General features: G+C 68.4%; 15 protein-coding genes. 10 read left to right on the forward strand and 5 right to left on the reverse strand.

Annotated features, from left to right (window positions below; all coding sequences use genetic code 11):
- The coding region (locus tag ON32_RS08225; RefSeq protein ID WP_157224127.1) for a serine hydrolase at positions 1 to 645 on the forward strand (645 nt) is incomplete at its 5' end.
- A gap of 47 nt (positions 646 to 692) precedes the next feature.
- Here the strand turns inward: ON32_RS08225 and ilvA are convergent.
- Positions 693 to 2,018, reverse strand: coding sequence for a threonine ammonia-lyase IlvA (gene ilvA, locus ON32_RS08230; protein ID WP_040790326.1), 1,326 nt, complete (start codon positions 2,016 to 2,018; stop codon positions 693 to 695).
- A gap of 277 nt (positions 2,019 to 2,295) precedes the next feature.
- Positions 2,296 to 2,733, reverse strand: coding sequence for a nitroreductase family deazaflavin-dependent oxidoreductase (locus tag ON32_RS08235; protein WP_040790202.1), 438 nt, complete (start codon positions 2,731 to 2,733; stop codon positions 2,296 to 2,298).
- A 107-nt stretch (positions 2,734 to 2,840) separates the two neighbouring features.
- Here ON32_RS08235 and ON32_RS08240 point away from each other — a divergent pair, with 107 nt between their 5' ends.
- The gene (locus tag ON32_RS08240; RefSeq protein WP_040790205.1) at positions 2,841 to 3,125 is read left to right on the forward strand and encodes a hypothetical protein; all 285 of its coding nucleotides are present in this window, start codon (positions 2,841 to 2,843) and stop codon (positions 3,123 to 3,125) included.
- An 18-nt stretch (positions 3,126 to 3,143) separates the two neighbouring features.
- Here ON32_RS08240 and treY read toward each other — a convergent pair whose 3' ends face one another.
- Both treY and ON32_RS08250 read right to left on the reverse strand, forming a co-directional pair.
- Positions 3,144 to 5,552: a malto-oligosyltrehalose synthase gene (treY, locus tag ON32_RS08245; protein ID WP_051133026.1), complete on the reverse strand. Its 2,409-nt coding sequence runs from the start codon at positions 5,550 to 5,552 to the stop codon at positions 3,144 to 3,146.
- Positions 5,553 to 5,712: 160 nt separating this feature from the next.
- Positions 5,713 to 6,261: a cupin domain-containing protein gene (locus tag ON32_RS08250; RefSeq protein ID WP_040790207.1), complete on the reverse strand. Its 549-nt coding sequence runs from the start codon at positions 6,259 to 6,261 to the stop codon at positions 5,713 to 5,715.
- Between the two features lie 29 nt (positions 6,262 to 6,290).
- Here ON32_RS08250 and ON32_RS26965 point away from each other — a divergent pair, with 29 nt between their 5' ends.
- On the forward strand, positions 6,291 to 6,854 hold the full coding sequence (locus tag ON32_RS26965; RefSeq protein WP_245550884.1) for a MarR family winged helix-turn-helix transcriptional regulator: 564 nt from the start codon (positions 6,291 to 6,293) through the stop codon (positions 6,852 to 6,854).
- Positions 6,855 to 6,925: 71 nt separating this feature from the next.
- On the forward strand, positions 6,926 to 8,200 hold the full coding sequence (locus tag ON32_RS08260; protein WP_040790209.1) for an adenosylmethionine--8-amino-7-oxononanoate transaminase: 1,275 nt from the start codon (positions 6,926 to 6,928) through the stop codon (positions 8,198 to 8,200).
- 28 nt (positions 8,201 to 8,228) lie between these two features.
- On the opposite strand, the gene ON32_RS29555 is transcribed toward ON32_RS08260, so the two are convergent.
- Positions 8,229 to 8,561 (reverse strand): hypothetical protein, encoded by a 333-nt coding sequence (locus tag ON32_RS29555; protein ID WP_051133001.1) that lies wholly within the window; start codon positions 8,559 to 8,561, stop codon positions 8,229 to 8,231.
- A gap of 75 nt (positions 8,562 to 8,636) precedes the next feature.
- Here ON32_RS29555 and ON32_RS08270 point away from each other — a divergent pair, with 75 nt between their 5' ends.
- The 6 genes from ON32_RS08270 to ON32_RS08290 all read left to right on the forward strand — a co-directional run bounded on the left by ON32_RS08270 (position 8,637) and on the right by ON32_RS08290 (position 13,260).
- The gene (locus ON32_RS08270) at positions 8,637 to 9,146 is read left to right on the forward strand and encodes a MarR family winged helix-turn-helix transcriptional regulator (RefSeq protein WP_040790211.1); all 510 of its coding nucleotides are present in this window, start codon (positions 8,637 to 8,639) and stop codon (positions 9,144 to 9,146) included.
- A 118-nt stretch (positions 9,147 to 9,264) separates the two neighbouring features.
- A complete protein-coding gene (locus tag ON32_RS08275; protein ID WP_040790212.1) occupies positions 9,265 to 10,416 on the forward strand; it encodes an 8-amino-7-oxononanoate synthase in 1,152 nt (383 codons plus the stop codon).
- Between the two features lie 7 nt (positions 10,417 to 10,423).
- Positions 10,424 to 11,110 (forward strand): dethiobiotin synthase, encoded by a 687-nt coding sequence (gene bioD / locus ON32_RS08280; protein WP_040790213.1) that lies wholly within the window; start codon positions 10,424 to 10,426, stop codon positions 11,108 to 11,110.
- Positions 11,111 to 11,175: 65 nt separating this feature from the next.
- Entirely contained in the window at positions 11,176 to 11,331 is a 156-nt protein-coding gene (locus ON32_RS28760) for a hypothetical protein (protein ID WP_157224128.1), read from the forward strand.
- A gap of 16 nt (positions 11,332 to 11,347) precedes the next feature.
- Positions 11,348 to 12,532, forward strand: coding sequence for a MacS family sensor histidine kinase (macS, locus tag ON32_RS08285; RefSeq protein WP_051133002.1), 1,185 nt, complete (start codon positions 11,348 to 11,350; stop codon positions 12,530 to 12,532).
- Between the two features lie 95 nt (positions 12,533 to 12,627).
- Entirely contained in the window at positions 12,628 to 13,260 is a 633-nt protein-coding gene (locus tag ON32_RS08290) for a response regulator (RefSeq protein WP_051133027.1), read from the forward strand.
- The last annotated feature ends 131 nt before the right edge of the window (positions 13,261 to 13,391 follow it).

Genomic DNA, 13,391 nt, shown 5'->3' on the forward strand with positions numbered 1-13,391 from the left:
GGTATCCATCTCGGCCGGCCGGATACCGGGTCTCCCATAACGGTGGCGCGGGGCACCGGTTCCCATCTGAACGCCGCCGGCACCCCGTGGGGGCTGCGGTTGCTGAACGGACTCGCCCGGGCGCCCGGTGCCGCCGGGGCCGCCATCCGCTCGTTGTTCACCCCGGGTCTGGAGAAGATCCTCACCGGTGCGGAGCCGCCGATTCTGACCACCGAGATGGCCGCGGGTGGCGGTGTCTGCACCGCGAACGGTCTGGCCACCCTGTACACCCCGCTCGCATGCGATGGGATGATCGCCGGTCGCAGATACCTGTCCGGGGCCGCCATGCAGGCCATTCGACGTATCGAGCGGTACCGTCCCGACGGCGGACTGTTCTTCTATCTGCCGCCACTGTGGCATCTGGGCTACCACACCTTCCCCACCCGGGGCGGCTGGAGCGCCTTCGGTCATATCGGGCTCGGGGGCTCGTTCGGTCTGGCCGATCCACGTTCGGGCCTATCGATCGGATTCGTGCACAACCGGCTGGCGCTCGAGAGTATCGGTTGGGATATGGCCACCCCCGCGTGGCTGTTGCCGCTCATCCTTTCCGGGCTGCGGGCGTCCGGGCGGATCAGCCGCGAGCAGGCCCCCGATATCGCTGCCTGAGCCCCGGATCGCGCGCGACATCCGGTCGGTGTCGCGCGCGATCCGATTCAGGTGAGATAGCGATAGGCGGGGGATCCCGGTTCGAGCCGTTCGCACTGGATGGGCGAGGCGGCGATCCGGGCCAACAGCGGGTCGAGCCCTTCCCGGACGCCGAGTTCGATACCCACCAAAGCGGCGCCGGTCTCCCGGTTGTTGCGTTTGACGTACTCGAACAGGGTGATGTCGTCGTCGGGGCCCAACACCTCGTCCAGGAAGCGGCGCAGCGCGCCCGGTTCCTGGGGGAAATCCACCAGGAAATAGTGCTTGAGCCCCTGGTAGACGAGGGAACGCTCGATGACCTCGCTGTAGCGGGAGACATCGTTGTTGCCACCGGAGATCAGACATACCACCGTCGAGGACGGGGAGAGGTCGATCTCGGTGAGCGCCGCCACCGACAGGGCCCCGGCGGGTTCGGCGATAATGCCCTCGTTCTGATACAGGTCCAGCATGGCGGTGCAGACCGCGCCCTCGTCCACCTGCATCATCCGGAACGAGCCCGCACCGGCCGGTGGCTCGGTCGCGGTGAGCAGCGGTAGCGAGGCGTGCGAGACCACCCGTCCGCCGAATCCGGACACCGCCGCGTACGGCACCGCGCCCACTCGGCGCACCGCGGCGCCGTCGACGAACGGGTCGACCTCCGGCAGGGTCACCGGACCGCCCGAGATCAGGGCCGCCGTCATGGAGGCCGCGCCCTTGGGCTCGACCCCGAGGATGCCTGTGGCGGGAGATCGTTCCCGCAGATAGGTGCCGATTCCGGCGAGGCAGCCCCCGCCGCCCACCGGTACCACCACCAGGTCGGGCGGGGTATTCATCTGCTCCAGGATTTCGGCGGCGATGGTGCCCTGACCGGCCGCGGTGCGGGTGTCGTCGAACGGGGGAACCATGGTGGCGCCGGTGCGTTGGACATCGGCCTGGGCGGCCGCCGCCGCGGCGTCGTAGGTTTCGCCGATGGCGATGAGCTGTACGAATTCGCCGCCATGTGCGCGGATTCGGTCGCGCTTCTGTTTGGGGGTGGTGGTCGGCACGTAGATTCGGCCGGTGATACCCATGGCCCGGCAGGCGAAGGCGACGCCCTGGGCGTGATTGCCCGCGCTGGCGGCGACCACCCCGGCCGCGCGTTCACGCTCATCGAGCTGCACCACCAGGTTGTAGGCGCCGCGCAGTTTGTAGGAGCGCACCACGCCGAGGTCTTCGCGCTTCAGATAAACCTGTGCGCCGGTGATTTCGGACAGCCGCGGACAGGGCTGTAGCGGCGTCGGCTCGATAATCTCGGCGAGGCGTTTGGCGGCGGCGTCGATCTCGTCCGCGTTCAGCGCGGGACGGGTCAGTGACATGTCTTCGAGCACATCGAGGGGATCGGCCACTCGACCATGCTGCCACCTGCCGGTTCGTGGCAGCGCAGTGGGGGCCATCTCCGGGCGTGGCCCATGGCCTGCGCAACCTACCACGTCGGGCACGTCCCACGGACCGGCGGGCAGCCGATCCGTGTCCCCCGAGCGGCATCGCCGTCCCAGGGCGGAGCGGGCACCCACAGGGCCGCCGGCCCGAGACGACGTCCCGGGGTGAGGCGGGGCATGCCGCCGGGCGGCCCGGCCGGACGAGGTGGAACTCTCAATCCAGGGGTGTCAGAACGAAAACCGGGATCTGTCGGTCGGTCTTCTTCTGGTAGTCGGCATACGGCGGGTAGGCGGCGACCGCCCGTTCCCACCACACGGCCTTTTCCTCACCGAAGACCTCGCGGGCCAGGTAATCCTTCTGGACGGTGCCGTCGCGCAGTTCCACATGCGGATCGGCGATCACGTTGTAGTACCAGACCGGGTGTTTGGGCGCGCCGCCCAGCGAGGCGACCACCGCGTACTCGCCGTCGTGTTCCACCCGCATGAGCGGAGTCTTGCGCAGTTTGCCGGTCTTGTTGCCCTTGGTGGTGAGGAGCACTACCGGCATGCCCTGCAGGGTCGTGCCCTTGGTTCCGCCGGAATTCTCGTACTTCTCGGCCTGTTCGCGGGCCCAATCGGACGTGCTGGGTGCGTATTCTCCTGAAAGCGGCATACGGCGTGCAACGTGCCGGAGAGCCGGAGTGTTCCCGCGGGCCGGGGACCGGCCGGCCGCCGATAATTTCGACTTCCCGAACTTCTTTACAGGGGTATCCTGAACTGATGGCAGTACCTCGTCCCGTGCAGGCGCGTGCCACCGCCTCGTCCGCGGTGGAGTCGTACGATGCCGTCGATATTGCGGGTACCCGGTGGCCGCTGTACAAACTGGAGGCGCTGGTGATCGCGCTGCTCACCGTTCTGGTCCTGGGACTCGTCACCGGGTCCGCGCAGACCGCGGTCCTGGTGGGGGCCGCGGTGGGGGCGCTGTTGTGGGTGACGGGGCGCTACCGCGCGGCGCACCACAACCCGCATCCGTATCTCCGACCGAAGGCGGGCCGCCCGATATAACCCCGCGCCGGCGCGGCCTCAGCGCACCAGCAGTGCCACCGGCAGCCGGGCGAACAGTTTCTCCATCCGGGCCCGGCCCTGGAAGGTGTGTCCGGTCAGTCGGTCGGTCCAGCTTCCACTGGGCAGCTCGAGAAAGGTGTCGCCCCAGCCGGTTTCGGCCAGGGCGACGCTGTGCCGGGTGGTGGCGACGACGACCTCCGGCTCCGACCCGAACCGACCGCGGGCATAGGCGACCAGTTTGTCCTCCTGCTCACCGTAGGCGAACAAGGGTGTGTAGGTGCCGCCGACGAAACAATCCGGTTTCTCCCGGCGTAGCCACAGCGCGTAGGCCACGATCCACATCTTCGCCGCCCCCGTGATATCCGGTTCCGGGGTGCTGGTCAGCGAATGCAGCATCGCGGCACATCGACCGAAGTCCACCGGACGTCGATTGTCCGGATCGACCAGCGAGTCCTCCCACAGCTCGCAGCCCTGGTAGATGTCGGGGATCCCGGGGGCGCACAGCTGCAACAGTTTCTGCGCCAGCGAATCCGACCACGCGTGCGGGGCCAGATCGTGGGCCAGATCGCCGAGTTGTCCGCCGACCGGCCCGTCGATCACCGTGTCCAGCCAGGTGTGCACCGCGGCCTCGAACTCGATATCGGGATCCTCCCAGGACGTGTGTTCACCGGCCTCACGTATCGCCTTCTCGGCGAAGACGTGCAACCGTTCGCGCAGGCCCGGTACCGCGGAGGCGGGCCTACCGTCGGCGGGCCAGACGCCGAACATGTTCTGCAACAGGAACAGCGCCGTCGCGCCGTCCGGTGGTGGGGCCATCTCCAACCAGGACAGCACCGATCGGGCCCAGGTCCGCGATACCTGGGACAGCACCCCTATTCGGGCGCGCACATCCTCACCACGTTTGGTGTCGTGGGTGGACAGTGTGGTCATGGAGGCGGGCCAGCGGGTGGCGCGGCCGATATTGGCCAGGTGGAATTCGTTGACCGAATGTCCGAATCGAGCCGGGTTGCCGCCCACATCCTGTAGCGACACCAGGCGCACCGCCCGGTAGGACATGATGTCCTCCACCGCTTTCGCGGTGATCGCCCCGTTCACCTGGGCGAAGCGGGTCGTCGCGGAACCGCCCGCGGCCAGTGCCCGCACCAAAACCGACAACGGGACCCGAAGTTCGCTGTTGCGCCGCTCCACATCGGCCACCACGGCGCTGATCATCCCGGCCAGCGGGGTGTAGTCGGAGCGATACACCGGCATGAAGGCCAGCACCTCGATGGTGGCGTTGGTCAGGGCCATGGTGTCGAAATCCTCGGCGCCGGCATCCTGTTTGATCGCCGTGACCAGCCGGCGGACCTCCGGGGCGAGAATGGTTTCGGCGACCGCGCGTTTGATGCGATGCTGTTTCTCTCCGATCCAGACGCGGTCGCTGCCGTGACCGGCGACGGCCCGCGACAGTTCGGTGAGCGGTTTCTCACCGGCCGGATCGATCAACACCCCGCCGAAATCGGCGAGTGCCTCGTAGCCGGTGGTGCCATCGATCGGGAGGGTGGGATCGAGGGGTTCCCGATTGGACAGGATCTTCTCCACCAGCAGGAGGCGGTGCGGGCCGATGATTCGACGCAGACGGGCCAGATAGGACGCCGGGTCGGTGAGGCCGTCGGGATGATCCACCCGGACACCATCGATGAGATCGTGATCGCACCAGGCCATGAGTTCCCGATGGGTGATATCGAAGACCTCGGTCTCCTCTTGGCGCAGGGCGGCCAGGGTGTTCACCGCCAGATAGCGGCGGTAGCCGCACACCCCCGATTTCCAGCTCACCAACCGATAGTGCTGTTTGTCGTGGATGCGCAGGGCGTTGTCGCCGTCGGTGCCGGGGGCGATGGGGAACCGCATATCGTGCAGGGCCAGCATGGGTTCGGGCCCGGTGCGGTCGACGGTGAGCGCGGCGGGGTCGTTCTCGCTCTGTAATACCGGTAGCGCCAGTCGTCCCCCCGCGCCGTTGCCGGGGCTCCAGTCGATATCGAAGTAGTGGGCGTATTTCGAGCGACGGCCGTTGCGCAGCACATCCCACCACCAGCGGTTGTGCTGCGGATTGCCGACGCCGACATGGTTGGGCACCAGGTCGATGATCAGGCCCATCCCGCGGGCGCGGACCTCGTCGGAGAGGGCCTTGAGTCCGCCGGGGCCACCCAGGGCGGCGGAAACCGTGGTGGGGTCGGTGACGTCGTAGCCGTGGATGGAACCGGGCTGGGCGGTCATGACCGGGGAGAGGTACAGATGCGAGATGCCCAGTTGTTGCAGGTATTCGGCGATGGCGGCGGCGCCCGCGAAGGTGAGTACGTCGGGACGCAGTTGTAGCCGGTAGGTGCTGCGCACCGGGGTGTGCCGGACACGGCGTCGGGCGGGCACGGTCGGTGGGGCTTCGAACATGCGCTTCTCGGGAATCGGCTCGGTCTCGGGTGACGGCTCGGTCATGCGAACGACTCGTCAGCCGGGACGGTGGACGAGCAGGCGTGGCAAATCGGGCGCACACATGGCATCGACAGTAGCGCCACCGGACGCGGAACCGGGCGGGTGGTGGCCTTTCGGCCTACCGATTCGCGGTGCGATCCGCCGACCACCGGCGCTCATAACCGAGTTTTCGGGCGAGCGCGGCCAGTGGGCCGAGGATCGCTCGTTGCGGCCGGGCCGGGATACCGGCGAGATAGCCATCCTGTTGCTCCCACAGCAATGCCAGTGCCAGCGGGTCGCGCGGGACGCCGGAGCAGGTGGTTCGACCGGCATTGTCGAGCGCGCACCACAATTCGAACATGCGCCGATGCCGCAGTGCGGGGCGGATTTCGTGTTCTATCACGGTATTCGGTTCGGCGCTTCGGAATTCGTGCACCGTGCGCGCGGGGGCCGTCACGGTATCGCCGGGGCGGGCGTGGATCGTGCGGCCGGCGATGCGAAAACGCACCGCGCCCTGCCGGACGGTCCACCGTTCGGTGAGTACCGGGTGCCAGTGCGGTCCGGCCTGCCGGGCGGGGATCGGGAGTTCGTGACGCAAACGTAGGTACGTGCCCTGATCATCGGTGCCCTCGGCGAGCACCGTGACGCGATGGCCGCTACGGAAGGTGAGTGTGTCGCCGGTGGTCATGAGACAATTAGAAAGGTTACCTTCATAATATGTCAATGTCTTCGATGTCCTCGTCGCCGTCTTCGTCGCCGTCTTCGTCGCTTTCGGTGTCCGATCTGCCGAGGTCCGCCGAACCCTCACTGTTGCAGCTGCTCATTCGCGCCGCCCGGGCCTTCGAGGACGAACTGAACCGGGAATTGCGCGCCCGATTGGGCGACGAATTGCGACCTGCCCACTACGCGGTCTTCCGCTATCTCGATCCCGCGGGGTCGCGGGTGGGGGCACTGGCCGAAGCGGCGGGGATGACGCAGCAGTCCATGGGGGAGCTGATCGGACAGCTGGAGCGGGCCGGACTGGTTCGGCGTCGGGTGGACCCCACCGATCGGCGGGCCCGATTGGTGGAATGCACCGAGGCCGGGATCGTCGCGCTGCGGATCGCCGGGGCGCGGATCGCGCGGATCGAGGAGGTGCTGCGGGTCGGGATGGGGGTCGAGGAGTTCGACGAGATGCGACACCACCTGGGTCTGGTGATCGATGTTCTGACGCGTGGGCCGGTGGCGCTCACGGAGAAGGATCGGCGACCCCTGGAGGGGAATGCCCCGGACGATTGCTAACTTGAACAACGTTCAGGCCGCGGCGGTGCGTGCCGTGCGGCCGTCGCCGACAGCGAAGGACCCGAGCTCTCGTGGTATTGACCCCCGCCGAGATCACCGCCCTCGACGCGCGATATGTCTGGCATCCCTACGGCGGTTTTCCGCCCACCACCCAACCGCTGGTGGTCGCCTCGGCCGCCGGAACCCGCCTGACCCTGGCCGACGGACGGGAACTGGTCGACGGAATGAGCTCCTGGTGGGCGGCCGTCCACGGTTACCGGCATCCGGTCCTGGACGCGGCCCTGCGGGAGCAATCGCAACGAATGAGCCATGTGATGTTCGGCGGGCTCACCCACGAGCCGGCCGTGCGGTTGGCCGAACTGCTGGTGCGTCATACCCCGGCCGGATTGGACAAGGTGTTCCTGTGTGACTCCGGTTCGGTGTCGGTCGAGGTCGCGGCCAAGATGTGTCTACAGTACTGGCGCTCGCTCGGCCGCCCGAACAAACGGCGGCTGCTCACCTGGCGCGGCGGCTATCACGGCGACACCTTCACCCCGATGAGCGTCTGCGATCCCGAGGGCGGGATGCACGCCCTGTGGACCGATGTGCTGGCCGACCAGATTTTCGTCTCCGCGCCGCCGCGTGACTACCGCGACGACTACGTCCGGGAGCTGGAGACCGCTCTGGCCGCCCACGCCGACGAACTGGCGGCGGTGATCGTCGAGCCGGTGGTGCAGGGTGCGGGCGGGATGCGCTGGCACGATCCGCGATATCTCGCCGATCTGCGGCGACTGTGCGACGCGCACGAGGTCCTGCTGATCTTCGACGAGATCGCCACCGGGTTCGGCCGCACCGGCGCTTTCTTCGCCGCCGAACACGCCGGGGTGTCGCCGGATGTCATCTGTGTCGGCAAGGCCTTGACCGGCGGATACCTCACCCTGGCGGCCACTCTGTGTACGACCCGGATCGCCGAGACGATCAGTGCCGCGCACGGTGGGCTCATGCACGGGCCCACCTTCATGGGCAACCCCTTGGCCTGCGCGGTCGCCGTCGCCTCGATCGAACTGCTGCTCGCGCGCGACTGGTATGGGGAGGTGACACGGATCGAGGCGGAGCTGATCGAGGGATTGGCACCGGCGCGCGGGTTGCCGGGGGTGGTGGATGTGCGGGTTCTCGGCGCCATCGGGGTGCTCGAGCTCGACCGTCCGGTGGATATGCGCGCGGCGACCGACGCGGCGGTGGCGGCCGGGGCCTGGCTGCGGCCGTTCCGGAATCTCGTCTACGCCATGCCGCCGTTCATCAGTGGCACGGACGATATCGCAACCGTCACCGCGGCCATGGTGGCGGCCGCCGCGGCCTCGTGCTGATCAGGCCATCCATGCCGGAACGATCGGATCACCGCTGTCCGGGGTGCGCACGGCGGCATCGGCCGGGGCGGTGTAACCCTGCGGTCCCGCGGATATCCGTCGGGTGGCTTCGGCGGGCAGGATGACGGTATCGCCTTCGGTGGCCTCGAGGGGTGCCGTCCAGGTCGAAGCTCGCCCGGCCGGTGAGGATGGTCCAGATCTGTTCCGTATCGCAGGAGTGCATGGGTCCGCGGTTGTCCGCCGTCATCTCGACCCGCCACAGGAGCTGCGACGATCCGCCCAGGGTGGGTGAGGCGAGGGTGGTCATCACGGCATCGGGGGTTTCGGTACGGCGGGTTTCGGACTGTCGGATGATCGGCATGACGGCTACTCGCCAAGATGGACAACAAAGTTGTCCATATAGTCAACGAGCATATAGTCAACGAGGTTGTCCATTATGTCAACGGGATCCCCGAACACCGGCCGTTCCCCGGAGTCCGGTGGCTATGAACTACCGTTGCGCATGCTGCTCGGATTCCGTGTCGTCATCGACGAGGTGCACGCGGATCTCGCCGAACACGGACACGCCGAGCTGCGGCCCATGCACGGTTTCATGTTCCAGGCCATCGGCCGGATCGGTGGTGCGAACGGCTGCACCGCCGCCGACCTCGGTCGTGCCCTGGGTATCTCGAAACAGGCCGCGGGCAAACATGTCGAGGCATTGGAGCGGTTGGGGTATCTGACGCCCGGACGTGATCCGGCCGATGCCCGGCGCAAGGTCTATACGCTCACCGAACGGGCTCTCGATGCGCTGGACCGCTCGGTGCGCGCCTTCGATCGCATCCACCGTCGGTGGGCCGCCCTCATCGGAGCCGATCGGCCGGCCGCATTGGAGGCCGATCTGCGCACCCTCACCCCCGATGGGCCGTTCCGGTTGGATACGCCCGGTTGGTTCGCCTCGTCGTGAACTCCCGGGATTCGTTGCCGGTGGTCGTCGAGTGCGTGGGGCGTGTCGTGCTCGGGAGATGGGGTCACCCGGCCGGGACGAGTTCCTGAACGGCGTTCAAGTATGGTGTACAGCTGTGATGATCGACCCCTTGGCCTGGCTGGATGAGCGCGCTGCCGAACGGGTGGCCGTCGGATTGCGCCGGCAGTTGCGGCCCCGAGCGGTGCATTCGTCGGCGCTGGATCTGGCCTCCAACGACTATCTGGGCCTGGCGCGCCGGCCCGAGGTGATCGAGGCGGCGATCGAAGCGGTGCGCCGCTGGGGCACCGGCGCGACCGGATCGCGGCTGGTGACCGGGACCACCACCGATCACGAATTGCTCGAAATGGAATTGGCCGAGTTCGTCGGGGCCGAATCGGGACTGGTCTTCGCCTCCGGATACGCCGCCAACCTCGGGGTGGTGACGGCATTGGCCGGGCGGGGCTCGCTCGTGGTCTCCGACGCGCGCAGCCATGCCTCTCTGGTGGACGCCTGCCGGTTGTCCCGGGCCCGGGTGGAGATCGCCCCGCACTGTGATGTGGCGGCGGTCGACCGCCTGCTCGCCGAACGCACCGAAGAACGGGCACTGGTACTCACCGACTCGGTGTTCAGCGCCGACGGGAACCTGGCGCCGCTCGTCGAATTGCACCGGGTGACCCGGGCCAATGGCGCGGTGCTGATCGTGGACGAGGCACACGGGATCGGGGTGCGCGGCGCCGGCGGTCGCGGTCTGGTGCACGAGGTGGGGCTGGCGGGGGAACCGGATCTGATCGTCACCGCCACCCTGTCGAAGGCCCTGGCCGCGCAGGGTGGCGCGATACTGGCGAGCCATCGGGTGCGGGCGCATCTGATCGATGCCGCGCGCACATTCATCTTCGACACCGGTTTGGCGCCCGCCGCGGTGGGCGCCGCTCGTGCGGCACTGCAGGTGTTGCGCGCGGACCCCGGATTGGCCGGACAGGTCCTGGAGCGGGCGGCGGAAATCGCGCGGATCGCGGATGTGCCCACACCGGACTCGGCGGTGGTCTCGGTGGTGCTCGGCGATGCGCAGGTGGCCTACGAGGCCGCCCTGGCCTGCCGGGAACGCGGGCTGGAGGTGGGCTGTTTCCGTCCGCCGAGTGTGCCGGAGGGCACCTCCCGGCTGCGGATCACCGCCCGCGCCGACCTGTCGCCCACCGATATCGACACCATTGCGGTCGTCCTCGGCGAGGTGCTGGCACATGCCCGCGCCACCGACGCGATGGCATCGTGAGGCGCCGATGAGTCCGCTGCTGATCACCGGAACCTCCACGGAAGTCGGGAAAACCGTGACGACCGCCGCCCTGGCCGCCACCGCCCGGGCCGCCGGCCGCACCGTCGCCGTCTGCAAACCCGCCCAAACCGGTGTCGTCGAAGGGGAACCCGGTGATCTGGCCGTCGTCGCGAACCTCGGCGGAGCCGGCCGCACCGTGGAACTGGCCCGCTACCCCGAGCCATTGGCCCCCGACACCGCTGCCCGTCGGTGCGGCGCGCCCCTGCTCACCCTGGCCGAAACCGCCGCCGCCGTGGACGATCTCGCCGGGGCCGATGTGGTGCTGGTGGAAGGCGCGGGCGGACTGCTGGTACGGCTCGGTGATTTCACCCTGCTCGACCTGGCCGTGGAGTTGGCGGCGCCCGTACTGGTGGTTGCCGCGCCCGGCCTCGGCACCCTCAACCACAGCGAGCTGACCACCCGTGTCCTGCGCGCCGCGGGGGTTCCGTGCGCCGGGCTGGTCGTCGGTTCCTGGCCGGACGATCCGGATCTGGCGATGCGGACCAATCGCTCGGACCTGCCCCGGGTCACCGGCGCCGAACTCGTCGCGACCATACCGGCGGGGGCCGGTTCCTGGTCGCCGGAGAAATTCCGTGCCGCGGCGCCCACCTGGTTCCCCCGGACATGGACCGCGCGATATCTGGGAGCCGGATAACCCGTCTGCCGGTGCGGCCACCGGAATTCGTTGTGTGGTGTGGCGGGGACGCATAGGGTTTCGCCATGTCGATCAGCACGTCCGCCGCACGGGATATCGCTGTGCTCCCGGACCCGTTGCGCCAGGTCTTGCACGCCGGTGCGGTGATGCCGCCCCGGCCGGTGACCACCGGGACGACGAGCCGGGGCCGCGGATTCGACGCCCTAGCGATACCGGTCTGAGCGGAGTTGTCCGACGGTGGCCGAGCGAAGTGGCGCGCGGGTGTCCGAGCCGGACCCGGCCGATGCGGCGACCGGCCCGCTCTGGCGGGCCGTGCAGGCATTTCGGTTGGTGACGCTGCTGTATGCGATCGGGCAGCAGTTCGCCTCGGTGCCGTACTACCACAATCAGCGGCTGAGCTGGTTCTGCATAGCCGTGATGGTGATGTGGTCGGGGATATCGGCCCTGGCATTGGCGCAGTGGCATACCACGGAGGTCGCCCGCACCCGGCGGCGTGTGGTGATCGGCGACCATATCGTGGTGATCGGATTGATCGCCGCCACCCGGCTGGTCGCCGACTACGACTGGTATCACGGGCATCAGCCGCTGCCGACCACCATGTGGGCGACCAACGCGGTGATCTCCGCGGCGATTCTGCGCGGGCCGACGGTCGGGGTCGGTTCCGGTCTGCTGATTGCGGCGGTGATCCTCACCGTCCGCGAACAATGGGGAGAAGACGTCTGGAGCGATGCGACCGCCCCGGTGCTGGTGTCGGTCGGACTGGCTCTGGGGCTGGCGGCCAATACCGCGCGCCGCGCCCAGGAGCAGTTACAGCGCGCGGTGCGGATGACCGCGGCCGCCGAGGAACGGGAACGGCTGGCCCGCGAGGTACACGACGGTGTGTTGCAGGTGCTCAGTTACATCAAACGCCGGGGCGGCGAGATAGGCGGACCCACCGAGGAATTGGCGCGGCGGGCCGGTGAACAGGAAGTGGCGTTGCGCATGCTGATCTCCGAGCAGGGCACCGAGGTCGACACCGGGGGTGGTGAAGTGGATCTGCGTTCGCTGCTGACCGGTTATGCCTCCCCCACGGTATCGGTGTCGATGCCGGGGGATCCGGTGCGGATCGAACGCCGGGTCGCCCACGAGATCGCCGCCGCGGTGGCCACCGCTTTGCACAATGTCGAATTGCACGCCGGACCGGGCGCCCGTGCCTATGTGCTGGTGGAGGACACCGGAACGGAACTCGTCGTCAGTGTGCGCGATGACGGTGTCGGTATTCCGCCCGGTCGGCTGGCCGAAGCCGAGGCCGAGGGGCGGATGGGGGTGTCGCGGTCGATCACCGGACGTATTGCCGCACTCGGCGGCACCGCCGAGTTGCTCACCGCGGATACGGTGGGGGAGGGCACGGAATGGGAGTTCCGGGTGCCCCGCACCGCCTGATCCGCCCCACGGACTCTGGCACGATAGGCGGGCGGAAACGGCGGAGAGGAGGGCCCGCGGTGGCCGATCGAACCGAGGCCGAGGGGATCTCGGTCATGGTGGTGGACGACCACCCCATGTGGCGGGAGGGGGTGTCCCGCGATCTCACCGAGGCCGGTTTCACGGTGACCGCCACCGCCGACGGCGTCGCCTCGGCCGCCCGCCGGGCCGCGGCCGTTCGGCCCACCGTGGTGCTCATGGATATGCAGCTGCCCGATGGCAGTGGTGCCCGGGCCACCGCCGAGGTCTTGCGGGTATCACCCGACAGTCGGGTATTGGTGCTGTCGGCGTCGGCGGAACGCGGTGATGTCCTGGATGCCGTCAAGGCGGGTGCCTCGGGGTATCTGGTCAAGAGCGCGTCGGCGGCGGAGCTGATCGCCGCCGTGCGGGCCACCGCCGCCGGGCAGGCGGTGTTCACGCCGGGGCTGGCCGGGCTGGTCCTCGGCGAATACCGTCGGATGGCCAATGCGCCCGCCGATTCCGGTGCGCCGAGTCGTCCCGCGCTGACCGAGCGGGAAACCGAGGTGCTGCGTATGGTGGCGAAAGGGTTGTCCGCCAAACAGATCGCGGCCCGGTTGGGTTTGAGCCATCGAACCGTCGAGAACCATGTCCAGGCCACCCTGCGCAAACTGCATCTGGCCAATCGGGTGGAACTCACCAGATACGCCATCGAACAGGGCTTGGAATAGTCGGCGCGGGTGACGATGCGGCGGCGTCGTACCGAAACGGGATGGCGCGCATCGCATCGGTGGGACCGGAGGAAATCGGTGGGACCGGAGGAAATCGAGTAGATCCCGGCACGCTACCGAGTAGTACTACT

The organism is Nocardia paucivorans NBRC 100373, assembly GCF_000308675.1.
Lineage (GTDB): Bacteria > Actinomycetota > Actinomycetes > Mycobacteriales > Mycobacteriaceae > Nocardia > Nocardia paucivorans.

Coding starts and splice junctions, on each gene's coding strand:
- ON32_RS08270 (WP_040790211.1), top strand. CDS start 8,637: ATGTCAACGGGATCCCCGAACACCGGCCGTTCCCCGGAGTCCGGTGGC.
- ON32_RS26965 (WP_245550884.1), top strand. CDS start 6,291: ATGTCAATGTCTTCGATGTCCTCGTCGCCGTCTTCGTCGCCGTCTTCG.
- treY (WP_051133026.1), bottom strand. CDS start 5,552: ATGTTCGAAGCCCCACCGACCGTGCCCGCCCGACGCCGTGTCCGGCAC.
- ON32_RS08275 (WP_040790212.1), top strand. CDS start 9,265: ATGATCGACCCCTTGGCCTGGCTGGATGAGCGCGCTGCCGAACGGGTG.
- ON32_RS08235 (WP_040790202.1), bottom strand. CDS start 2,733: ATGCCGCTTTCAGGAGAATACGCACCCAGCACGTCCGATTGGGCCCGC.
- ilvA (WP_040790326.1), bottom strand. CDS start 2,018: ATGTCACTGACCCGTCCCGCGCTGAACGCGGACGAGATCGACGCCGCC.
- ON32_RS08250 (WP_040790207.1), bottom strand. CDS start 6,261: ATGACCACCGGCGACACACTCACCTTCCGTAGCGGCCATCGCGTCACG.
- ON32_RS08240 (WP_040790205.1), top strand. CDS start 2,841: ATGGCAGTACCTCGTCCCGTGCAGGCGCGTGCCACCGCCTCGTCCGCG.
- bioD (WP_040790213.1), top strand. CDS start 10,424: ATGAGTCCGCTGCTGATCACCGGAACCTCCACGGAAGTCGGGAAAACC.
- ON32_RS29555 (WP_051133001.1), bottom strand. CDS start 8,561: ATGCCGATCATCCGACAGTCCGAAACCCGCCGTACCGAAACCCCCGAT.
- ON32_RS28760 (WP_157224128.1), top strand. CDS start 11,176: ATGTCGATCAGCACGTCCGCCGCACGGGATATCGCTGTGCTCCCGGAC.
- ON32_RS08290 (WP_051133027.1), top strand. CDS start 12,628: ATGGTGGTGGACGACCACCCCATGTGGCGGGAGGGGGTGTCCCGCGAT.